Raw genomic sequence first — 21126 nt, 5'->3', positions numbered from 1 at the left:
CACGGCTTCCCCGACCTCACGGGTCAGAACGCCTAGGCCGCGGGGACCTGGTCCAGGAAGCCGAGCACCGAGGCGATCAGGCCGTCCTCGGTGGCGACCAGGACGTCGAAGCCGACCACCAGCGCCTCGGCGCCGGCCGGACCGAGGTCCCAGGTGAAGCGGCCGATCCGGTGGTGGGCGTCCACCCCGTTCGCCCCCAGGGTGAAGACCAGGCCGGGGAACTGGGCCTGCACGGCGCCGATGGTGGCGTCGATCGCGTCCCGGCCCGCCGCCTCGACCAGCGGGTCGGTGTAGGTCGCGTCGGCGGCCCAGTAGGTGTCGATCAGCTTGCGGCGGGCCTCGGCGTCGGTCTCGTTCCAGGTGGCGAGGTACTGGGCGGCGAGGTCCTGAATGTTCGTCATGTTCCTGCTCCTCTTCGGATTCTCCGTGCTTCGCGGCGTTTCCCGCTGGTCAAAAAGGTAGGCCGGATCCGGAGCGGTGGAATCGGTCACGCATAGGTAGGGCTCGACCCATGCCTGTCGGACCGCGATGGCAGCATGGCGCCAGGACGAACGGTCGACGGAGGGGGACGCCTTGAGCTTCCTGGGGATGTGGTGCCTGGTGCCGATGAAGGCCGAGGCCATCACGCGGTACGCACCGGAGCTTCGGCCGGCCATCGAGGACGAGGCGGCACATCCCACCTCCAAGGACCTCCTCCGGTGGTGGCAGGAGGTGGGAAGCACCGAGGCCTCCCGGCACGATTTCGTCGAATCCGCCGCGCCGTCCGCGCTGGACGAGCGGATCTGTCTCGTCTACGAGGCCTGGAACCACGGCCGCGACGAATCCCTCCCCTACCTCGCCGCCTCCGCCCGCAACTCCTTCCCGGCGGCCGCGCTGGCCTTCGCCCTCGGCCCTGAGCGGTTCGCCCAGCTGCCCGGCTGGTTCGGAGACCTCATCCTGACCCCCGCCCAGGTCCGCGACACCCTCCCCGCCATCGAACACGCCTTCACCTGGAGCCCCCAGAGCCGGCCCCACGCCGAACACCTCCTGACCGCCGCCCTGCGCGACGAGGGCACCCGGGCCGACATCGACACGCTCCTCGACGGAGTCCCCCCGGTATGGCGCGCCGCAGCCGAGGCCGGCCGCGGGCTGCTGGGAGCCCACTTCGTCCCCTGAGCCACCGGCCTGTCCCTGGTCGGCGTCGACTCCACGACCGTCCCCGCCCCGATGATCTGGATCAAAGACCTCACCCGGACAGCCTGTTGGTCACGGCTCCAGCTGCTCCAGCTGCTCCTGGTCGAGGCTGAGGCGTTTGTTGAGGGCCTCGCCCGCGGGCAGGGTGTCGATGAGCCTGTGCAGGAAGTCGAGCAGCGCGTCGGTCTCCAGGCCGTCGGAGGCGGTGTCGATCGAGGTGTAGACGGCCTCTTCGATGCCGGCGACCGTGGTGGCCAGGCGTTCACCCTCAGGGGTGAGGCTGAGTTGGAGGTAGCGGCGGTCCTCGGCGTCGGTGCGGCGCTCGACCAGCCCGGCCGCGACGGCGCGTTCTACCAGCCGGCTGGGGTTGGTGCCGCTCTCGCACACCAGGAGCTGTCCGAGCCCGTTGAGGCTCAAGGTGCCGTGCTGCTGGAGCAGGCGCAGCACCTCGGCCTGCGACGGCGTGATGCCGTGGGGTTTGAGGGCCTGGATCAGCAGCCGGTTGCCTTCGCGTTGGGCTGCCAGGATCGCGTACCGCAGGTGTTCGGCCTTACGCATCGGCGTCCTGTCGGGTGGCCGGCAGGGCGGCGATGAAGTCCGTGACCGCGCCGGCATAGGTGGCCGGGTGGGAGAAGCGGAACATGTGGCCGGTGCGCGGCAGCACGACCTCCCGCGCGTCGGGGATGCCCGCGAGCATGATCTTGGCGGCATTCTCGCCGATCAGCACGTCGTGCGCGGGGGTCAGGATCAGGGTCGGGACCTGGACCCGGCCGAGCACGTCGACGTAGTCGGCCGCGAAGATCGCCGACACGCGCGCACCGTAGGAGGCGGCCGGGGTGTTGGCGAGGAACAGTTCGCGGCTGCGCGCCTCGCTCCAGGGCACCTGGCCCTCGCCGTCGAACGGGGAGGCGAGACGGTGGACATGGGCTCGCAGCGTCAGCTGCCGGTAGATCGGACCGGGCGCCTTGCCCATCACCTGCGCCAGCGCCTTCAGCGGCTTCGAGTCGATCGGGTTGGCCGCGAATCCGCCGGACAGCACCAGGGCGCGCAGTCCCTGCGGGCGGCGAGTGGCGAGCGCGAGCGCGATGTTCGCACCGAACGAGTCGCCGACCAGCACGTAGTCGTCGAGGTCCGCGATCGCGTTCTCGACGTGGTCGGCGTAGCGCTCGATGTCACGGACGCCTTCGGGCAGGCGCAGCGTGCGCTTGGCCGCCTCGCCGTAGGGGGCGAGCTGTTCGGCGCTCCACGGGGCGCCGGAGAGGCAGGGGATGAAGACGAGGGTCGGACTCTTCTCTGCGGTGTTCGCAGTGGTCGCAGTGTTCATGGAGAACATGTTACGCGACATATATGTCGTGACACATGTAAGCTGGGTCATATATCGAACGCGATATCGAACAAGCGGAGCGGCGACGCGGCCGACGACGCCGGACGCGTGCGAGGCATCGCCACTCAGGCGGCGCGGGAAGGCGAGTCGGAATCGGGCAGCCGCCAGTCGAAGAGCATCAGGTCGCCCTCCCAGCCCGGTGACGCGGCCAGCGTGGCGGCGGCGCCGGGGGGCCGCAGGAGGCAGCGGTGGCGCAGGAGTTCGCGTCGTTCGCCGGGGGTCAGGAGCCGCTCCTCGGGGCTGAGGTTCGCCGGGTGGTCGGGGGCGAGGTCGGTGCTGCCGTCGATCGGGCGGTCGCCGGCGACGTTGAGCCGGTCGGCGGTCGGGGTGCGGTAGTCGAGGCGGAAGTCGGTGCGCCACTGCGAGTTGCTGCCCCAGCCCCGGGAGGAGTCGATCGTGGGGCGGTTGCGGCGCCGGAAGGTCCAGTACAGGGGCGAGCGGTCGGCGACGCCGCGCCGGGCGTGCTCGGCACCGGCACGGACCCGCACGCCGGCCCGGCTGAAGAGCAGTCGGCCCAGCATCAGACCGGGCCAGCGGACCTCGGTGATCTCGATCGGGGCGTGCGGGTCGTCGGCCTGCTCGACCTCGACGATCTCGTGCAGGAACGGGTCGAAGGCGCTCCCGTCGAACGGCGTCATCCCCAGCGCGCTGAACAGGGCGAGGTACTCGTACTCGGCGGCGGCGGTGACGGTGGCCGGCCCGGTGGCGGCGGTGGTGGCGGGCCCTGCGGCCGAAGGCTCCTCGGCGGGAGGCTGGAAGGCGAGCAGCAGCCAGTCGCTGACCCGGCTCAGGCCGTAGAGCTCCCAGAGGAGGTCCTGGCCACCGGGCGCCTCCCCCTGCTCGCTCCACCAACCGCTGCACTCGGCCGCCACTGCCAGCCGGGCGCGGTAGTCGCCGTCGGCCCGTGCGAGCCACGGCAGCACGGCCGCCCGGTGCGGGTCGGGACCCTCGTGCCACATCAGCGCCTCGTACAGCTCGCGCGCGTTCACCTCGGAGATCATGGACGCGAGCCTACGGGGCCGGGCGAGACGGTGCGTCAGGCGGAGAAGGCAGGATTCGAACCTGCGTGGGCTTGCGCCCGACCGGGGCCAGGCGCCCCGGTCCCCGATCAACCACTCCGGGCACCTCTCCCCGGGACCGACCGCTCCGGCTGCCCTGCCCGCCGCGGTCCGTCCCTGTGCCACCAACTATGACCCGCCCCACTGACCTGCCACTGACCCGCCACTGACCCCCGGCTGACGTCACCCGCATGACGTCCGGCCGGGTCGGAGCGGCTGCGGGCACCGAAGTCCGGCGAGGAGCAGGTCGACCAGTCGGCGGGGGTCGTAACGCGGGTCGCCGTCGCGTCCGATGCAGAGGTTGCCGATACCGCGCATCAGCTCGTACGCGTGCGCGCCGGGGTGGATCTCGTGCGCGTCGGCCGCGGCGTCGAGCAGGTGGGCGCAGACGGGGACCAGGCGGTCGAGGAAGTAGCGGTGGAGTGCGTCGAAGCCGTCGGCGTCGGACCCGAGCGCGTTGGCGAGCCCGTGCTTCGTGACCAGAAAGCCGACGAAGAGGTCGACCCACTGGCGGAGTGCCGCGAACGGCGAGTCGGTGCCGGCCAGCAGTCTGGGGCCGGCCTCGGCGCAGACCTCGACCTGGTGGCGGTAGACGGCGACGACGAGGTCGGCCCGGGCCGGGAAGTGACGGTAGACCGTCCCCACGCCGACGCCCGCGACGGCGGCGATCTCCCGGATCGGCGCATCGATGCCCGAGCCGGCGAACACCGCGGCCGCGGCGGCGAGCAGGTTGTGCTCGTTGCGCTGCGCGTCGGCCCGCCTGGTCCTGGCCGGCACCTCCCCGGAGGGGACTGCAGCAGGCATCGCACACTCCTCACCGTGGTCTTGTGACCTTTGACAAAGCGGAACCCTGTTCCGTATCGTAAATGGAACAACGCTCCGCTTCAACCTCGGGGCCGGACGGCCCGTGACCGAAGCCGGACGCTCCCCACCACCTCCCCCGCCGCCGACCGACCGCGGCCGGCGGCCGAGGCCCTCGAAGGGACCTGCCCACCATGAGTGAATCCGCCCGCCCCACCGACTCCTTCACCCCGCCAACCCCGCCCACCCCGGTCCTCTCGGTCAGTCCGGTCGTGCTGCCGACGCCCGACCGGGCCGTGGACCTGCAGGTGCGGGTCTCCGCGCCCGTGACCGGGGCCGGCCTGCCGGTCATCCTCCTCTCGCACGGCCAGGGCCACTCGAACCACCTCTCCTCGCTGAACGGCTACGCCCCCCTCGCCAACTACTGGGCGGCGCAAGGCTTCGCGGTGATCCAGCCCACCCACCTGAGCTCCCGGACGCTGAACCTGGACCCCAACACCCCTGGCGCACCGCTGTACTGGAGGTCGCGCGCCGAGGACATGACGCGCATCCTCGACCGGCTCGGCGCGATCGAGGCCGCCGTCCCGCAGCTCCGCGGGCGCCTGGACCACAGCAAGGTCGCCGTGGCCGGCCACTCGATGGGCGGGCACACCGCGAGCCTGCTGCTGGGTGCCCGGCTCACCGACCCCGACGACGGAACGGAGGTGGACCTGGCCGAGCCCCGGATCAAGGCGGGTGTCCTGCTCGCCGCGCCGGGCCGGGGCGGCGACGCGCTCAGCGACTCCGCGACCGGGGTCCTCTCCTTCCTCTCCGCCATGGACTTCTCCCGGATGACCACGCCCACCCTCGTGGTCGCCGGAGACAAGGACGACTCCGCCCACCTGACGGTCCGCGGTCCGGCCTGGCACACCGACCCGTACCAGCTCGCCCCCGGCCCCAAGTCCCTGCTCACCCTGGTCGACGCCGAGCACGGGCTCGGCGGCATCGCCGGATACGACGTCGCCGAGACCACGGACGAGAACCCCGAGCGGGTCGCCGCCGTCCAACGGCTCACCTGCGCCTACCTGCGCACCCAGCTCCACCCCGGGGACCGGTCCTGGCAGACGGCATGTGACGAACTGGCGGCCGGTGCCGACCCGCTCGGCCGGGTCGAGTCCAAGTAGGCCCGCCAGCTGATCACCCCGGACAGCGGACCCTGACGCCGGTCAGGGTCCGTCTCCGGGGCGGTCCGGGGTCGCACGTGATGCGCCGTCCGATCACGAAGGACCAGGATGTTCGCGGGCGTTCGACCGAGGCCCCTGATCACCCCAAGGACACCGATGCACACCCTCAAGCGCCGTCTCACCCCGCTGCTCCTCGCCACCGCCGCACTGGCCTCGGCGAGCGTCCTCCCGGCGGCGGCGGCCGAACCGCACGGCCCGGCACTCACCGCGTCCAGCCCCGCGCTGAACACCACCGCGCTGGACGCGGCCGTGGCACTCGAACCCGGCGACCGGATGAGCGGCCAGGTGGCCCGGGTCGCCACGCCCGACCAGGTGTGGCAGGGCAGTTCCACCGACGCCTTCACCGGCCGGACGATCTCGCCCGACGCGCACTTCCACATCGGCAGCATGTCCAAGACCTTCGTGGCGGTGGTCCTGCTCCAGCTGGAGGCGGAGCACCGGGTCGACCTCGACCAGACCGTCCAGCACTACCTGCCCGGCACCCTGCCCGCTTCCTACCCACCCATCACCGTACGGCAGTTGCTCAACCACACCAGCGGACTGCCCGCGATGAGCTTCGGCAGCCCGAACCCGACCGTCGACCAGGTCCTCGACGAGCGCCTCGACTACTTCACCTTCGACGAGATCATCCGCGCCAGCCTGTTCCCGGCGGACGGCTCCACGCCGCCGCTGCACTTCACACCGGGCACCGAGCAGGAGTACAGCTCGCTCGGCTACCGCGTCGCGGGCGCGGTCATCGAGCAGCTGACCGGCCACTCCTTCTCCGAGGAGGTCACCGCCCGGGTGCTGCGCCCCCTGCACCTGAACCAGACCACCGCGCCCGCGGGCGACCCCCGGATGCCCCGGCCCGCCCTGCACGGCTACGTCACCGACAGCACCGGCCGGCCGGTCGACGTCACCAGGCAGGCCGACGACTCCGGTGCGATGATCTCCACCGCCGCCGACCTCGACCACTTCGTCACCGCGCTGTACGGCGGCAAGCTGCTGGCCACCGCCCAGCTCGACGAGCTGTTCGCACTGCCGCGCGACGGCAACGGAAACCCCGTACCGTACGTGGACGGCAGCGACTGCAACACCGGTCCGGCAACCGGCAAGGCCTGCTACGGCGTTGGCGTCAAGACCATCGCGCTGCCGGACGGCACCGTGCTCTGGGGCAAGACCGGGCACGACCTCGGCTACGCGGGCGCCTTCTTCGCCACGCGCGACCTGCGGCTGCGTGTCGTCTACGACGCGGGCACCGCGACCTCGGACGCCCCCAGCACCCCCGCCCTCGCCAACCGCCTCATCGCCGCCGTCCTCACCCCGCCGCAGAACCCTGCCGGCGCCCACTGACGCGCGCACCCACTGACGCACGCGTGCCGGGCCGGCACCTCGGCGATCGCTCATGGGTTTGTGCGCGTCGATCGTGTTCGTCACAACCGTGCTGACTGTTCATCAGATTGCGCGAACTGGCGATTGTCGGCTGGTTGGGCCGGATGGGCGTGGCTACGCTCGGTCGGGTCGTCCGAAGGGGCGGCGCCCGTTGCGTGCTGGGAGTGGACATGAGTTCTGTAGGCCGGAAGTCCGTCGCGGTGCTGGCCGTGGCCCTGGCATCGCTGGGCGCGGGCAGTGCTGTCACCGCGTCGGCGACCGCCCCGTCGGCGGCGCCGTGCAGCGGGGCGCAGTGCCCCAACCTGCAGCCGACTCGGCTGACGGCCAGCCAGGCCACGTTGAACGTCACCCAGATGCAGCTGGAGAACATCCAGGCGATGGCGTCCGACGCGGTGACCGGGGAGCCCATCCGCGGCGCGAAGGTCGTGTTCGCCACCATGGGCGGCCGTACACTGGGGATGGCCTACACGGACGACACCGGCATCGCCGCGATCGCCGCTCCGGAGGACCTGGGCCCGGGGACCCTGCAGGAGTTGCTGGGCGGCTACGAGGCCGCGCTGGTCGGCGACGGCGTGCACGCCCCGGCCGGGGCCCACGGGGCGATCACCGTCGGCACCGACCAGGGCCCCGGCGTCCCGGGCAACCCGTGCGCCGTCTGCAGCGACCGCGGGCTCAAGCAGGACGTGCTCCCGGTCGACTGGAGCCGGTAGCGGTGCGGCTCTTCCACCGGCGGTCCCGGGCCACCAACCAGGGTGCCCCGGCCCGTCGTTCGCCCGGCACGCGGGAGCCGGGCACGCCGGAGACGGACGTGCGGGAGACGGACGGGCCGGAGACGGGCACGGTGGCCCCGGTCGGCGCGGTCAACGGCTACGCGGTCCTGGAGACGGTGGCCGCGCTGCCGATCAGCACTTGGCGCTACCTCTGGGAGCCCGAGGACGTGCGCCACCTGGGGCCGATGGCCCAGGACTGGCAGGCCGCCTTCGGTTTCAACCAGGACGGCACCACCATCCCCGTGGTCGACGCCCTCGGTGTCGCCCTGGTGTGCGTCCAGGCCCTCAACCGCCGCGTGGAAGAGCTCACGGCCGAAGTGGGCCGGCTGCGGAACACTCATCGCGATCCGGAAGGCAGCACGGCATGACGATCCAGGACACCGCGGCCGAACCGTCCGAGGCGACGGACCAGCCGTCGCCGATCTCCACCGACGCGATCTGGCGGCTTCCGGCGACGGTCTGCCGCATCACGCACCTCCTCGGTGAGCAGACGGCCGGCGCCCTGCTGGAACGCGCCGTCGCCGCCACCGGCGACGCGTTGAAGCCCTCCTTGATCCGGGACCAGGAGCTGGTCCCCGACGTACGCCGGTCCCGCTCCTGCCCGGACTTCGCCGCGCCGGAGCTGCTGACGGCCATCGACGAGGTGTTGGAGGCGGTCGAGCACACCCTTGGCGTCTCCTGCCGGTACACCGAACCCAGTTACGGCCTCAACGTGCACAACGACGGGGACTTCTACCGGCCGCACCAGGACACCAGCGCCGAGTTCGCCCCCAGGCGGCTGCTCACTTTCGTGTACTACCTCCATCGCACGCCCCGGCCTTTCGACGGCGGCGAACTGCGGGTGTTCGACGCCGCGTTGCCGCTGCACACCGCGACGACCGGCGACTGGAGGCAGCAGAGCTGGCGGGACTGGGAGCCCGAGCACGACAGCATCGTGTTCTTCCGCCCGACCGCCTGGCACGAGGTACGGCCGGTCCGTTGCCCGAGCAGGCAGCACGCGGACAGCCGCTTCGCCGTCAACGGCTGGCTGTGCAGCCCCGATCCGAGCGAACCGCCTGCCCCTACCGGTGCATCTGCGGCGGCCTGAGTCCGGCGAACTGGCCGCCGTCGACGGGCAGTACCGCCCCGGTGACGAACGAGGCCTGGCCGGAGCAGAGCCACAGCACCGTCGCCGCCACCTCCCCGACTCGTCCGACCCGCCGCATCGGCGTCGCCCCGGCCGCCAGCAACTGCGCCTGCTCGCCCGCCACTTCGAGACGGTGGGTGAGGATCGGGCCCGGTGCCACGACGTTGACCCGGATCCCCTGCTCGGCGTAGTCCAGTGCCGCGACCCGGGTCAGCGCGATGATCCCGGCCTTGCCGGCGGTGTAACCGGCGAGGTCGGCCACGCCGTGCAGGCCGGCGATCGAGGCCATGTTCACGATCGCCCCGCCCGGCCCGTGCAGCATCGCCGCGATCTGGTACTTCATACCGAGGAACGTGCCGCGGATGTTAATGCGGATCGCGCGGTCGAAGTTCGAGCGCGTACTCGACAGGCTGCAGGGCAACGTCACCGACGGATGACACCCGCGATCCCCCCGGAGCTGCGGGGCGGGCACCCGGCGCCGCTACCAGCGCAGCAGCTCGCCGGTGGCCGCCAGCCGGTCCAGGAGCTGCCGGACGACGGGGCTGGCGCGCGGGTGGTCGCCGTGGGTGAGGTGGGTGATCTCGGCGATCTCTCCGCGGGGTGCCGGCTCGCCCACGCCCTCGCCGGTGAAGCAGAAGGTGCGCACCAGCGTGCCCGCCGGCTTGCCGTCCGCCGGGGCCGCCAGGGTCAGCACGGGTGCGAGGGTGGCGGGATCCAGGGTGACGCCGAGTTCCTCGGCGATCTCGCGTACCAGGGCCTGTTCGTGGGTCTCGCCGGGTTCGGGCTTGCCACCGGGCAGGTAGAACAGCTCGCGGCCGTGGGTGCGGGTGGCGAGGAGCCGGCCGCCGTCCAGCCGGATCCACGCCACCTTCTCGATCACCTCGGGCACGGTCATCGTGCGGTGGGAGCGCCGGCCACGCGACGCTCGCCGCCGTTGTGCTCCTGCCACAGCTTGTACACGTCCACCGCGGCGTCGCGGCCCTCGTAGCGCATCGGCAGCCGGCGCTCGGTGTAGTCCTTGGCGAACTCGCCGTAGAAGGAGTCGAGTTCGAAGTACTTGCGGTCGTCGACGTAGTGCGGCTCGTAGTCCTCGCGAGTGGTGAGGAAGACGACCTGGTCCGGCGAGCAGTAGTACAGCGAGCCCAGGCACATCGGGCAGGGGTGGGCCAGCACGTAGATGGTGGTGCCGGTCAGGTGCTCGGTGCCCAGCTTCGTGCACGCCTCGCGGATGGCGAGGATCTCGGCGTGCGCGGTCGGGTCGTTGGTCTGCGCGACCCGGTTGGGGGACTCGGCGAGGATCTCGCCGTCCTTGACGATGACGGTCGCGAACGGGCGGCCGCCCTCCTCGACGTTCCTGCGGGCGATGTCGATCGTGCGCTGCGCGAAGTCCATGGGGATTCCTTCCGGGAGGGCGGGTGGAGCGGGAGTGCGGGGGTGGGGCGGTGGGGCGGGCCAGCTCCGTCGCGGGCCCGCCCCGGGTACTGCCGATCGGGCGCCTGCCGATCGGGGGCCTGCCGATCAGGTGGATCGGGCAGGCGGTGGATCAGAAGGGCTTGGTCGGCAGGTACTTGCCGTCCAGGGTGATGACGGCGCGCTCGCCGCCCTCGGGGTCGGCGACCTTCTTCACGTCCAGCTTGAAGTTGATCGCGGAGATGATGCCGTCACCGAGCTGCTCGTGGACCAGGGCCTTCAGGGTGGTGCCGTAGACCTGGAGCATCTCGTAGAAGCGGTAGATCGTCGGGTCGGTGGGGATACCGCCGGGGATGGAGCCGCGGGTCGGGATGGTCTGCAGCACCAGCGTGTCATCAGCGTCCAGGTCCAGCAGCTCGGCCACGGCCTCGGCCGAGGCCTTGGGCAGCGGGTGCTGGCCGAGGACGGCGGCGGTGACGAAGGCGACCGACAGGCCCGCGGCGTCGGAGATCTGCTGCCAGGACAGGTCCTTGCGGATCTTGGCATCCACGGCCTTGGCGGCCAGGGCCTGACGAGCGGTGTTGTCGAACTGGGCGTGCACCATGAGAGGAGGTCCTTTCGGGTGGTTCAGAACTGTTGCGGTTCGAAACTGTCGGAGGGATCGGAACTGGCGGGGAGCGGAGTGGGGGTTCAGGCCGCGGCGGCGAAGGGGTTCACGACGTCGAGCTCCTCGACGGCGCCGCTGCCGATGTCGTAGCACCAGCCGTGCAGCGTGACCGTGCCCTGCACCAGGGCGCGGGCCACCGACGGGTGGGTGACCAGGTTCGCCAGCTGGGCGCGGACGTTGCTCCGCACGAGTGCGTCGACCCCGGCCGTGGTGGTGCGGGCCAGCGCGGCGTCCGCGTGGTGCAACCAGTCGGCGATGGTCGGCAGGGCGCCCAGGTCGTGGCTCTCGGCCAGCGCGGTCATCGCGCCGCAGGCGGAGTGGCCGCAGACGACGATGTCGGTGACGCCGAGCACCGCGACCGCGTACTCGATGCTGGCCGCGATGCCGTCGGGGCCGGGTGCGTAGGCGGGGACGAGGTTCCCCGCGGTACGGATGACGAACAGCTCGCCCGGCTCGCTGCCGGTGATCAGCTCCGGCACCACGCGGGCGTCGGAACAGCTGATGAAGAGCGTCGACGGCCGGTGGGTGGTCGCCAGCTGGGCGAAGAGCTCCGCTCTGGCCGGGTAGGCCTCACGCCGGAACCGCGCGACGCCCTCGGTGAGCGGGTGCGTGGTCGTGAGCTTGTGCATGGTCACTCCCTTCGGTGGCTGTCCGCCCCGGTGGGGCTGACGAGATCCACCATGCATGACCAGCAGCTATAGAGTCCAAGACCTCTTGTCAATGCCTTCGATCGATGACATCTATAGTTGGCTCATGGCCCTGGAACTCCGTCACCTGCGCTACCTGATCGCCGTCGCCGAGCACGCGAACTTCACCCGCGCCGCCGAGGACCTGCGCATCTCCCAGCCCACCCTCTCCCAGCAGATCAAGCAGTTGGAGCGCACCGTCGGCGCCCAGCTGCTGGACCGCACCGGCCGCACCGTGCGCCTCACCGACGCCGGCGAGACCTACGTGCACTACGCCCACCGGGCGCTGCGCGACCTGGACGCGGCCGAGCGCGCCGTCCTGGACGTCGCCGACCTCTCCCGCGGCCACCTGCGCCTCGCCCTCACTCCCACCTTCACCGCCTACCTGATCGGCCCCCTCACCGCCGCGTTCCACGCCCGCCACCCCGGCCTCACCCTGGACGTCAGGGAGATGACCCAGGACCGCATCGAGGCCGGCCTGCTGGCCGACGACCTCGACCTCGGCATCGCCTTCGACGGCCCCCACCTGCCCGGGATCACCGCCACCGCCCTGTTCACCGAGACCCTCAGCCTGGTCACGAGCGCCGACCGGCCCGCGGCCGTACAGGGCACGCAGGGCACGCAGGGCACGCAGGGGCCGCTACCCGTACGGGAGCTCGCCAGCCGTCAACTGGCGCTGCTGAGCGGAGACTTCGCCACCCGCGGCCACATCGACGCCTACTTCGCCGGCCATCGGGTGCAGCCGCGGATCACGGTGGAGGCCAACTCCATCCAGGCCCTGACCGAGATCGTCCAGCGCACCGACCTGGCCACCGTGCTGCCCGACGCCATCACCCACGACCACCCCCACCTCTCCCCCCTCCCCCTCGAACCCGCCCTCCCCGCACGGACCGTGGCCCTGCTGCGGCGCGAGAACGCCTACCGGAGCACCGCCGCCCGGGCGTTCACCCGGCTCACCGCCGACCACATCCGCGACCGCGGCTACGCCCCGCCCACGGCGCGGCAGGCCCCCGGCGCGCACGGCGCCGAGGGCCTGCTCGATCCCGGTGAATGACGGTCAACCCAGACTGGCTCGGGCCTGCCGCCGGCTGGTCATCGCACTGCTTCCCTCTGCATCGTGGTGATCACGGCATTCTGGGTGCGGACGAGCGGTGCGCGCGACCGGTTTTGCCACGGCTCAGCCGACGGCCAGCCAAGCCGTGTACCAGGCACGGAAGTCCGGCCCCGGCGTCAGGCCGCCCCAGACGGGGTCGTCGGTCCATACCTGGCCGGCGTTCCTCCCCGTCACGACCAGCCGGGAGAACGTGCCACAGCGCTGCTCCCCGAGCACCAGGCTCCCCTGCACCGAGTACTTGGCGCTGCCCTCCCGGCCCGGCCCCGGCCACGCGTCGGTGTGCGGGAACGGCGCGGCCAGGAAGCCCGCATGGCGGTCCTCTTCGCGAAGCTGGTGCAGGGCGTCCTCCTCGTCCACCTGCTCGTCGAGGCCCAACACCCCGTGGTCCGGGCCCGCTCCGCCGTCGGCGACCTCCTTGAGGAACGCGCGGTAGGAGCCCGGGAGCCGGACACCGTGCTGCCGCTCGAAGGACCGGATCGTCTCCTCCGCCAACGGGGGCCGAAGCCGGTAGCCGTGGCAGTCGGAGCCGAAGCGCCGACGCGCGGGATCGGCCTGGGCCATGGCCTCGACACGGGCATGGATCGAGGCGCTGTCCCAATGCCGGGTGGGGTCGGTGCTGTCATGGGCCACCCGGGAACAGTAGTGGCCGGGCGGCGGCCGCCCTATGATCGCGGTCTTCCGCACCAGGCCCAGGGGGGACCATGGAGATCTTTGCCTTCGAGCGCGCCGAACGGCTCATCACCAGGTTCGGCAGCAGCGGACTCCACGCGACCCGCATCGCCGCCGGCGAAGGCGCGGTGCACCTCACCTGCCTGCGCGTCGAGCCGGGCGGGATCATCGGTACCCACCCGGCCCCCGTCCCGCAACTGCTCCTGTTCATCGCGGGCGAGGGATGGGTCGCCGGGCCCGACGGTGAGCGGATCGCGATCGCCGCGGGTCAGGGCGTGCGCTGGGACCAGGGCGAGGACCACACCTCAGGCACCGGCACCGGATTCACCGCGTTCGCGGTGGAGGGCGCTCCGCTGGAGCTGTTCGCGCCCGAGAACCCCGTCGGCTGACCGGCTCCGGTCGAGGCGGTGGCGGGCCTGCGCGTGGAGTTCGGGCACGAGCGGATCGGTGCACAGTGCGTCGAGTGCGGCTCGGGCTGCCGGCGTGTCAGGGGCCCACGCGCAGGCGGCCTCCTGGACGGCGGGCTCGCAGTCGTGGAGCCCCTCCTCGGTGAAGCCGTCCGCCGTCGCCGAGGGCGCGCAACCGCGCAGACCGGCGAGGATCGCCTCCCGCGCCCGGGAGTGGACGGTCGACTCCCAGGCGCTCACCAGCACTTCGGTCGCAGCAGCGAGGCCGAGCCGCCCCAGCCCCCGGGCGGGTGACTCGGTCGCGCACCAGGCGCCCTGGGCGACGGCCGTGGTGAGGGCGTCCAGCAGGTACGGGCCGTCCTCGGTCTCGCCGAACCCGCAGAGGACCTCGACCGCGAGTCGTTCGAGCACCTCGTCGCCGCTGTCGGCCCAGGCGCGGGCCCGGGGCACGGCGGCGTGGGCGAGCGGGTGCAGGGCCTGGACGATGCCGGGTGTCCAGCCGGCGGCGTTGCGCAGTTCGAGGTCCTCGGCCAGGTCGAGGACGACCGGGTCGCCGCGTCGTCCCAGTTCCCGCAGGGCCAGTTGTCTGCCGCGCGCGGGGCCCTCGGCGACCAGCCGGAGCAGTTCCGCGGCGGCGACGCCCGCGAGGTCGGCTCGGACCGGACGGTGGTGCGCCTGCTCGGCGGTGCCGACGTCGTCGCCGAGGAGGCGTCGGACTCGTGGCCGGACCCGCGCCCAGGAGGTCCACGGCTGCGACTCCCCGTCCGCGGCGGCGGCCAGTTCGGCATCGTCACGCGCGGCCAGGACCTCCGCGTCGAGCCCGGCGCCGAGTTCCGGCACCTCCTCCCAGGCCCTGCTGTACGCGATCGTCTCCAGGGCGAGGGCCCAGTGGCGCCCGTCGACCGCGTAGCGGCGCAGCACCGGCACCGCGTCGGACCGGCCGAGCAGCGGCAGCAGGGTGAGGATCCGCAGGGTGGGCTCGATCCGGTCGGCGTCGTCCCCGGTGAAGGCGAGGAGGTGTGCCTCGATCGGTTGCAGCGGCAGGCCGAGCCGGTGGATCAACCGGGCGAGGTAGGCACTGCGATGCTCGGTCTGCCGGTCCCAGCGGGTGTCGGTGACGGCGCACGCGTACACGAGGTCGGCGGCGGCGCGGGGGTCGCCCAGCGCGGCGGTGGCCCCGAGGCCGCGTCCGCGCTGGAGCAGGCCGTGGAGGGAGGCCGGTTCGGCATACGTGAAGTCGCTCATCGGCACCGAGCATCCCGCGCCGGCTGCCGGGCCACCAGCGGTTTTCGCCGTCGCCATGGGCGTCAGGCGGAGAAGGCAGGATTCGAACCTGCGTGGGCTTGCGCCCGACCGGAGCCAGGCGCCCCGGTCCCCGATCAACCACTCCGGGCACCTCTCCCCGGGACCGACCGCTCCGGCTGCCCTGCCCGCCGCGGTCCGTCCCTGTGCCACCAACTATGACCGGACCCGCTGACGTGACGCTGACCCCCGGCTGACACGCCCCCCTGAGCGCCCCGGCCTGAGCGCACCGCCGGGCGGTACCGTGCCGACGAGCCGACCACCGCCCAGCAGGGAACCGTGCACGTCGCCCGCTGGGGCGCCGCGGAGTTGCAGCATCCGTGCGGCACGCGCCCGGGAGGCGTCACGCGGCGGCGAGCAGGTCCTCGGACAGCGTCCACAGCCGCCTGGCGCCCTCCGGGTCGAGCGCGTAGCGGGCCACGCCCTGGAGGTTGCCGGTGCGGCGGTCGACGGTCGCGCTCTCGTTGCAGTCGACGAAGTAACGGCCACCGATGCCGTCGAGCAGGGGTGAGGTGGCGAGCAGGACCGAGGTGGCGGCGCCCTGTTCGACGGTCTTGATGAGGTCGGCGGAGACCGTGCCGCTGCCGCGCCCTTCGGTGTGGCGCTGGAGGTTGGTGTAGATGGCGCCGGGCATCAGGGCGTTGGCGGTGATGGCGTCGGCGGCCCAGCGGCGGGCGGTCTCGGTGCCGAGGCCGGAGGAGGCGCCGGTGACGACGGCGCGGCGGCCGGTGAGGTCGATGCCGGCGGCGACTTCGGCGGCGGTGCTGCTGAAGCCGAACGGGGTCGTGAGGGCGGACATGATGAACTCCTTTGGCTGCAGAGCACCATGACGCTACCTCATGCGCGCTCCCGCGCCCGGCGGGTCCCGGCACAGGCGTGGGCGGCAGCAAGGGGGCGTACATGCCAGGATTGCGCCCCGGCCGGACTCAGCGCGCCCTACCGGTGGTCACCGGCCGCGGCAATGATGAGCGGACCACAAGTGATGCGACCGGCTCCGCATAGCTGCCCGTAGGCGGTGAACTGCGGTGGAAGGAATCCACGTTGCTGCTTCTCATATCCCCGGACAGCGTCGAGGAGGCCCGCGACTGCGCGAAGGCGGCGGAGCACCTCGACATCGTCGATGTCAAGAAGCCCGACGAGGGCTCGCTCGGCGCGAACTTCCCGTGGGTCATCAGGGAGATCCGCGACGTGGTCCCGGCGGACAAGCCGGTGTCCGCCACCGTGGGGGACGTGCCGTTCAAGCCCGGCACGGTGGCCCAGGCGGCGCTCGGCGCGGCCGTCTCCGGGGCCACGTACATCAAGGTCGGCCTCTACGGGTGCACGACGCCCGACCAGGCCGTCGAGGTCATGCGCGGGGTCGTCCGGGCCGTGAAGGAGTACCGGGCGGACGCGTTCGTCGTCGCCTCGGGCTATGCCGACGCCCACCGGATCGGCTGCATCAACCCGCTCGCCCTGCCCGACATCGCCCGCCGCTCCGGCAGCGACGCCGCGATGCTCGACACCGCGGTCAAGGACGGCAGCCGGCTCTTCGACCACGTGCCGCCCGAGGTCTGCGCGGAGTTCGTCCGGCTGGCCCACGAGGCCGAGCTGCTCGCCGCCCTCGCGGGCAGCGTCAAGGCGGCCGACCTCGGCGCGCTGACCCGTATCGGCACGGACATCGTGGGGGTGCGCGGGGCGGTCTGCGAGGGGGGCGACCGGACCACCGGACGGATCCAGCCACACCTGGTGGCCGCCTTCCGCGCGGAGATGGACCGCCACGCCCGGGAGCACGCGGCCGCTGCCACCACCGCGAGTTGACCGCCGGCATGCCGACACCGCGGCCCCGGCCCACGAACACCACCCGCGGCGGGCACTTCGCCGTCGTCGATCCGGCCACCGGCGAGGTCTTCGACGAGGCCCCCGACCAGCAACCGGAGGAGCTGGACGCCGTCGTCGGCCGGGCCCAGGAGGCCTGGCACCACTGGCGCGCCGATCCCGCCACCCGCACCCGCGCGCTGCTCGCGGCAGCCGACGCCGTCGAGGCGGCCGGGGCCGACCTCGCTCCCCTGCTCACCCGGGAACAGGGCAAGCCCCTGGCCGAGTCCCGCGCGGAGATCGCCCGCAGCGCGGCCCGCCTGCGCTACTTCGCCGGCCTGCACGCCGGGCCCCAGCCGATCGCGGACGGCCGACCGGTGCGCAGCGAGCTCCGCTGGCGAGCGCTGGGGCCGGTCGCCGCGATCGTCCCGTGGAACTTCCCCCTGCAGCTCGCCTCGGCGAAGTTCGCGCCCGCACTCGCCGCCGGCAACACGGTGGTGCTCAAGCCCTCGCCGTTCACGCCGCTGGCCACCCGGCTGCTGGGGTCCGTCCTCGCCGCCGCGCTCCCCGAGGGCGTCCTGACCGTCGTCACCGGTCGCGAACCCCTCGGCGCCCGCCTGGCCGCCCACCCGGGGATCCGTCATGTGACCTTCACCGGCTCGGTGCCCACCGGGCGGGCCGTCGCGCAGGGCGCGGCGGCCTCGCTCGCCCGGGTCACCCTGGAGCTGGGCGGCAACGACGCCGCGATCCTGCTGGAGGACGTGGCGGTGGAGCGGATCGCGGACCGGCTCTTCTGGGCGGCGTTCCGCAACTGCGGGCAGGTGTGCATGGCCGTCAAGCGCGTCTACGTCCCGGCCCGGCTCCACGCGCAGGTGGTCGAGGCCCTCGCGCAGCGGGCGAAGGCCGTCGTCGTCGGCGCCGGGCTCGACCCGGGCACGCAGCTGGGGCCGCTCAACAACGCCCCCCAACTCGCGCGGGTCGAGCGGTGGACGGCCCAGGCGGTGGCCGCCGGTGCCCGAGCCATGGCCGGCGGCCACCGGCTGGACCGCCCCGGCTACTTCTTCGCCCCCACGATCCTGGCCGATGTCCCGCCCGACAGCCCGGTGGTGACGCAGGAGCAGTTCGGCCCGGTACTCCCGGTGCTGCCGTACCGCAACCTCGACGAGGCGGTCGCGGCGGCCAACGGCACCGGTTTCGGGCTGGGCGGCTCGGTGTGGGGAACGGACCTCGACCGGGCCGAGGCGGTGGCCGACCGGCTGGAGTGCGGGACGGCGTGGATCAACCACCACGCCGAACTCTCCCTCGCCCAGCCCTTCGCGGGCATCAAGGAGAGCGGGGTCGGCGTGGCGGGCGGGCCGTGGGGGCTCTACGGGAACCTCAGGCCGTTCGTCGTGCACCGCCCGGAGCCGGGCCCCGAGGAGGAGTGCGGAAGGTGACGATGAGGTTCGGCGCAGCGGTCCTGCGCTCGTACGAGGGCCCGTTCACCGTCGAGCAGGTGGTCCTGCACGAGGGGCCGGCCGAGGGCGAGGTGCTGGTCAGGATCGCGGGCTGCGGGATGTGCCGGACCGATCTCGCGGTCCGGCGCTCCGCGGGGCGCTCACCGCTGCCGGCGGTGCTGGGCCACGAGGGGTCCGGGGTGGTGGTGGAGACGGGCGGTGCGGCCACCGGTCTGAGCACCGGCGACCATGTCGTGCTGAGCTTCGACTCCTGCGGACACTGCCGCAGCTGCCTGGCCGCGGCCCCCGCCTACTGCGACGAGTTCGCCTCGCTCAACCTCTTCGGCGGGCGCAAGCCCCTGGGCGGCAAGGAGCGTGCGGCGCGGTTCACCGACGCGGCCGGGGGCGAGCTGGCTCCCCGGTGGTTCGGCCAGTCCTCGTTCGCCGAGTACGCGGTGGTTGCGGCCCGCAACGCCGTCCGGGTGGACCGCGCGCTGCCCCTCGAACTGCTCGGACCGCTCGGCTGCGGCTTCCTCACGGGTGCCGGAGCGGTCCTCAACTCCTTCGCCGTCGGCCCCGGCGACACCCTCGCGGTCTTCGGTGCGGGAGCGGTGGGCCTGGCCGCGGTGATGGCGGCCTCCGCGGCCGGGGCGGTGACGGTGGCCGTCGACCGGTACACCGAACGGCTGGCCCTGGCCGAGCGGTTCGGGGCGATCCCGCTGCGCACCGCCGCCTCGGCCGACCTGCCCGACCGGATCCGGCGGCTGACCGACGGCGGCGCGCAGTACGCGCTGGACACCACGGCCTCGGTCCCGCTGATCAACGCCGCGCTCCGCTCACTGCGCCCGAGCGGCCACCTCGGCCTGGTGGCCCGGTTGCACGCCGCGCTGCCGCTCGAACCGGGGACCCTGGACCGGGGCCGGCGGATCTCGCACATCTGCGAGGGCGACGCGGTGCCCGGGCTGCTGATCCCACGCCTCACCGGGCTCTGGCAGGCCGGGCGGTTCCCCTTCGACCAGCTGATCCGCCGCTACCCGCTCGCCGCCGTCAACGAGGCCGAACGCGACTGCGACGCGGGGCGCGTGGTGAAGCCCGTCCTGGTCCCGCCGGGGTGGGACGGCTGACCCGGACCGCGCTACGGCCGGGGCTTGTTCGCGAACACCCAGCGGTTGCCGGCCAGTGCGTCGTTCTGTTCGGGCAGCGGGCCGCGTCCGTGCTCGCGGGTGAAGTCGAAGGGGGTGCGGACCGAGGTGGACCAGCCCTTGCCGGCCAGCCAGCCTGCGGAGTCGGGCCGCGGCTCGCCGACGAAGAGGTCGAGCAGGTCGATGCCGATCTGCTGCTTCGTCGCGGTGTAGAGCGTGCTGTCGCGGTGGACCATCAGGTCCTTCTCCAGCTTGACCTCGTAGGCCAGGGCGCTTCCTGGCGCGCTCACCTGGTCCACCGTGTCGATGAGCTGGGTCTCTACGGCATTGGGCAGGTAGAAGAGCAGCCCCTCGGCCAGCCAGACGCTCGGTGCGGCCGGGTCGAAGCCGGCCCCGGTCAGGGCCGCGACCCAGTCGGCCCGCAGGTCGGCCGGGACCGGCACCCGGGCCGCCTTCGGGGTGGCCGACAGGCCGTCCAGCACCTGGTGCTTGAAGGCCAGTACGCCCTCCCGGTCGACCTCGAAGACCACGCGGTCCGGCGGCCAGTCGAGCCGGAACGCCCGGGTGTCCAACCCGGCGCCGAGCAGGACCACTTGACGGGCCCCCGCGTGCACGGAGCGGAGGAGGAAGTCGTCCAGGACCCTGGTCCGCAGACCGAAGTACCGGGCGAATCGCCCCCACAACGGGTTCGCGTCCCCGTCCGGCGCCTGCTGCAGGCGCACCGGCCAGCTCGCGGAGGCCGGGGCGGCGCGCACGAAGTGCTCCGCATAGGTGTCCTGGGCCAGCGTGTCGTGGCGGTGGGTCTCGATCGCGCGTGCCGCGGCGACCAGCAGCGCCGTCACGCCGACGCCCCCGTCCACCCCTTCCACGCCGGTGTTCTGCTGCGCCGTGCCGACCATGTGTCCTCCCGTGGGGGCGAGTTGGGACCACGAAGAGCGAGGAGTGCGAATGACGGACCTGCGAGGAGCCGAGCGGCCGAGGAGCCTCTTCACTGTCCGGCCGACGGTCGCCCCCTGCAGGAGAAGTCCACCGAGTTCACTCGGACGGGTGAATATCAACAGCCCGACCCTGGTCCGCCGTGCTGGTCCGGTGCCCGGTGAGGTCGCCCTCCCGCAGGCCGCAGGACGCACGGCACCACCCGCCGCGGCGTGGAGCTCCTGCGGCCCCTGCGGCCGTGGTCCGCCGCCGTGCACGCCTGCCTGCGGCACCTGGAGGCGGCGCGCCAGCCTTCTGGGCTAACCCGGGTGGCCCATCCGCTGCGCCTCTCGGAGTATCGCAGTCATGGACGTGTATGAGATGCGCGCCGAACACGAAGCCGGGGACCCACAGGGCAGGGTCCTGCACTGGCACATGGTGAGGGACCACAGCAGCCAGGCCATGTGCGGCCGCGAGATCGACCCTGCTGCCGCGACCCAGTCCCCCGACACCTGGGGATCCCCGGCGGCGCAGCCCTTCTGCCACTCCTGCGGGGCCGCCTACCTGCGGCAGGTACCCCAGACCACCGGCAGGCCCCCGTGACGGGCCCGGCCCCGGCTGTCCGCACGAACCGATGGGGTTGTGTCCGCCGATTCCCTGGGAATCAACGGACACAGC

At 72.7% G+C, this 21126-nt stretch carries 26 protein-coding genes and 2 tRNA genes; 12 read left to right on the top strand and 16 right to left on the bottom strand.

Features of this window, described 5'->3' with window-relative positions; genetic code table 11:
- Positions 1-32: 32 nt before the first annotated feature.
- Positions 33-401, bottom strand: a complete 369-nt coding sequence (locus OG294_RS38445; RefSeq protein WP_327071214.1) for a nuclear transport factor 2 family protein — start codon at positions 399-401, stop codon at positions 33-35.
- 172 nt (positions 402-573) lie between these two features.
- Between OG294_RS38445 and OG294_RS38440 the strand changes: the two genes are divergently transcribed.
- Positions 574-1155, top strand: a complete 582-nt coding sequence (locus OG294_RS38440) for a hypothetical protein (RefSeq protein WP_327071213.1) — start codon at positions 574-576, stop codon at positions 1153-1155.
- Between the two features lie 90 nt (positions 1156-1245).
- On the opposite strand, the gene OG294_RS38435 is transcribed toward OG294_RS38440, so the two are convergent.
- From OG294_RS38435 to OG294_RS38415, 5 genes are all read right to left on the bottom strand, one after another.
- Positions 1246-1731 carry a MarR family winged helix-turn-helix transcriptional regulator gene (locus OG294_RS38435; protein WP_327071212.1) on the bottom strand — a complete coding sequence of 162 codons (486 nt, stop codon included), beginning with the start codon at positions 1729-1731 and terminating at the stop codon, positions 1246-1248.
- Positions 1724-2497 carry an alpha/beta fold hydrolase gene (locus OG294_RS38430; protein WP_327071211.1) on the bottom strand — a complete coding sequence of 258 codons (774 nt, stop codon included), beginning with the start codon at positions 2495-2497 and terminating at the stop codon, positions 1724-1726. The genes OG294_RS38435 and OG294_RS38430 overlap by 8 nt, the downstream gene beginning before the upstream one ends.
- Before the next feature lie 125 nt (positions 2498-2622).
- Entirely contained in the window at positions 2623-3558 is a 936-nt protein-coding gene (locus OG294_RS38425; RefSeq protein ID WP_327071210.1) for a hypothetical protein, read from the bottom strand.
- A gap of 40 nt (positions 3559-3598) precedes the next feature.
- Positions 3599-3688 (bottom strand) — tRNA-Arg (locus OG294_RS38420).
- 110 nt (positions 3689-3798) lie between these two features.
- Positions 3799-4419 carry a TetR/AcrR family transcriptional regulator gene (locus OG294_RS38415; RefSeq protein WP_327071209.1) on the bottom strand — a complete coding sequence of 207 codons (621 nt, stop codon included), beginning with the start codon at positions 4417-4419 and terminating at the stop codon, positions 3799-3801.
- A 191-nt stretch (positions 4420-4610) separates the two neighbouring features.
- On the opposite strand from OG294_RS38415, the gene OG294_RS38410 reads away from it, so the two are divergent.
- From OG294_RS38410 to OG294_RS38390, 5 genes are all read left to right on the top strand, one after another.
- Positions 4611-5579, top strand: a complete 969-nt coding sequence (locus tag OG294_RS38410) for an alpha/beta hydrolase family protein (protein WP_327071208.1) — start codon at positions 4611-4613, stop codon at positions 5577-5579.
- A gap of 156 nt (positions 5580-5735) precedes the next feature.
- The gene (locus OG294_RS38405; RefSeq protein ID WP_327071207.1) at positions 5736-6971 is read left to right on the top strand and encodes a serine hydrolase domain-containing protein; all 1236 of its coding nucleotides are present in this window, start codon (positions 5736-5738) and stop codon (positions 6969-6971) included.
- A gap of 209 nt (positions 6972-7180) precedes the next feature.
- The gene (locus OG294_RS38400; RefSeq protein ID WP_327071206.1) at positions 7181-7720 is read left to right on the top strand and encodes a hypothetical protein; all 540 of its coding nucleotides are present in this window, start codon (positions 7181-7183) and stop codon (positions 7718-7720) included.
- Between the two features lie 2 nt (positions 7721-7722).
- The gene (locus tag OG294_RS38395) at positions 7723-8148 is read left to right on the top strand and encodes a tail fiber domain-containing protein (protein ID WP_327071205.1); all 426 of its coding nucleotides are present in this window, start codon (positions 7723-7725) and stop codon (positions 8146-8148) included.
- Positions 8145-8867 (top strand): 2OG-Fe(II) oxygenase, encoded by a 723-nt coding sequence (locus OG294_RS38390; RefSeq protein WP_327071204.1) that lies wholly within the window; start codon positions 8145-8147, stop codon positions 8865-8867. The genes OG294_RS38395 and OG294_RS38390 overlap by 4 nt, the downstream gene beginning before the upstream one ends.
- Here the strand turns inward: OG294_RS38390 and OG294_RS38385 are convergent.
- The 5 genes from OG294_RS38385 to OG294_RS38365 form a co-directional block, all read right to left on the bottom strand.
- Entirely contained in the window at positions 8842-9333 is a 492-nt protein-coding gene (locus OG294_RS38385; RefSeq protein ID WP_327071203.1) for an SDR family NAD(P)-dependent oxidoreductase, read from the bottom strand. The genes OG294_RS38390 and OG294_RS38385 overlap by 26 nt on opposite strands.
- A gap of 54 nt (positions 9334-9387) precedes the next feature.
- Positions 9388-9801: an NUDIX hydrolase gene (locus OG294_RS38380; RefSeq protein ID WP_327071202.1), complete on the bottom strand. Its 414-nt coding sequence runs from the start codon at positions 9799-9801 to the stop codon at positions 9388-9390.
- Positions 9798-10298, bottom strand: coding sequence for a nucleoside deaminase (locus OG294_RS38375; RefSeq protein ID WP_327071201.1), 501 nt, complete (start codon positions 10296-10298; stop codon positions 9798-9800). Before OG294_RS38375 ends, OG294_RS38380 begins: the two co-directional genes overlap by 4 nt.
- 151 nt (positions 10299-10449) lie before the next feature.
- Entirely contained in the window at positions 10450-10920 is a 471-nt protein-coding gene (cynS, locus tag OG294_RS38370) for a cyanase (RefSeq protein WP_327071200.1), read from the bottom strand.
- Between the two features lie 86 nt (positions 10921-11006).
- The gene (locus OG294_RS38365; protein ID WP_327071199.1) at positions 11007-11612 is read right to left on the bottom strand and encodes a carbonic anhydrase; all 606 of its coding nucleotides are present in this window, start codon (positions 11610-11612) and stop codon (positions 11007-11009) included.
- A gap of 124 nt (positions 11613-11736) precedes the next feature.
- On the opposite strand from OG294_RS38365, the gene cynR reads away from it, so the two are divergent.
- Positions 11737-12723 (top strand): transcriptional regulator CynR, encoded by a 987-nt coding sequence (gene cynR / locus OG294_RS38360; RefSeq protein ID WP_327071198.1) that lies wholly within the window; start codon positions 11737-11739, stop codon positions 12721-12723.
- A gap of 123 nt (positions 12724-12846) precedes the next feature.
- Here the strand turns inward: cynR and OG294_RS38355 are convergent, their stop codons facing one another.
- A complete protein-coding gene (locus OG294_RS38355; RefSeq protein WP_327071197.1) occupies positions 12847-13413 on the bottom strand; it encodes an SMI1/KNR4 family protein in 567 nt (188 codons plus the stop codon).
- A gap of 71 nt (positions 13414-13484) precedes the next feature.
- Here OG294_RS38355 and OG294_RS38350 point away from each other — a divergent pair, with 71 nt between their 5' ends.
- Positions 13485-13841 carry a hypothetical protein gene (locus tag OG294_RS38350; RefSeq protein WP_327071196.1) on the top strand — a complete coding sequence of 119 codons (357 nt, stop codon included), beginning with the start codon at positions 13485-13487 and terminating at the stop codon, positions 13839-13841.
- On the opposite strand, the gene OG294_RS38345 is transcribed toward OG294_RS38350, so the two are convergent.
- From OG294_RS38345 to OG294_RS38335, 3 genes are all read right to left on the bottom strand, one after another.
- Positions 13758-15104 (bottom strand): hypothetical protein, encoded by a 1347-nt coding sequence (locus OG294_RS38345; RefSeq protein WP_327071195.1) that lies wholly within the window; start codon positions 15102-15104, stop codon positions 13758-13760. The genes OG294_RS38350 and OG294_RS38345 overlap by 84 nt on opposite strands.
- Before the next feature lie 67 nt (positions 15105-15171).
- Positions 15172-15261 (bottom strand) — tRNA-Arg (locus OG294_RS38340).
- Positions 15262-15504: 243 nt separating this feature from the next.
- A complete protein-coding gene (locus tag OG294_RS38335; RefSeq protein WP_327071194.1) occupies positions 15505-15960 on the bottom strand; it encodes a hypothetical protein in 456 nt (151 codons plus the stop codon).
- Positions 15961-16202: 242 nt separating this feature from the next.
- Between OG294_RS38335 and OG294_RS38330 the strand changes: the two genes are divergently transcribed.
- From OG294_RS38330 to OG294_RS38320, 3 genes are read left to right on the top strand one after another with little or no spacing between them, the layout of a single operon-like run.
- A complete protein-coding gene (locus tag OG294_RS38330; protein WP_327071193.1) occupies positions 16203-16958 on the top strand; it encodes a (5-formylfuran-3-yl)methyl phosphate synthase in 756 nt (251 codons plus the stop codon).
- Between the two features lie 8 nt (positions 16959-16966).
- Positions 16967-18391: an aldehyde dehydrogenase family protein gene (locus OG294_RS38325; protein WP_327071192.1), complete on the top strand. Its 1425-nt coding sequence runs from the start codon at positions 16967-16969 to the stop codon at positions 18389-18391.
- Positions 18392-18393: 2 nt separating this feature from the next.
- Positions 18394-19515 (top strand): NAD(P)-dependent alcohol dehydrogenase, encoded by a 1122-nt coding sequence (locus OG294_RS38320; RefSeq protein WP_327071806.1) that lies wholly within the window; start codon positions 18394-18396, stop codon positions 19513-19515.
- A gap of 11 nt (positions 19516-19526) precedes the next feature.
- On the opposite strand, the gene OG294_RS38315 is transcribed toward OG294_RS38320, so the two are convergent.
- Entirely contained in the window at positions 19527-20432 is a 906-nt protein-coding gene (locus tag OG294_RS38315; protein ID WP_327071191.1) for a class I SAM-dependent methyltransferase, read from the bottom strand.
- Between the two features lie 382 nt (positions 20433-20814).
- On the opposite strand from OG294_RS38315, the gene OG294_RS38310 reads away from it, so the two are divergent.
- The gene (locus OG294_RS38310) at positions 20815-21051 is read left to right on the top strand and encodes a hypothetical protein (RefSeq protein WP_327071190.1); all 237 of its coding nucleotides are present in this window, start codon (positions 20815-20817) and stop codon (positions 21049-21051) included.
- Positions 21052-21126: the final 75 nt, after the last annotated feature.

Origin of the sequence: Kitasatospora sp. NBC_01302 (assembly GCF_035976515.1) — a bacterium.
In the GTDB taxonomy this organism is placed as follows: domain Bacteria; phylum Actinomycetota; class Actinomycetes; order Streptomycetales; family Streptomycetaceae; genus Kitasatospora.
The sequence above is the reverse complement of the archived record's forward strand: the minus strand, read 5'-3'. Positions and strand labels throughout refer to the sequence as shown.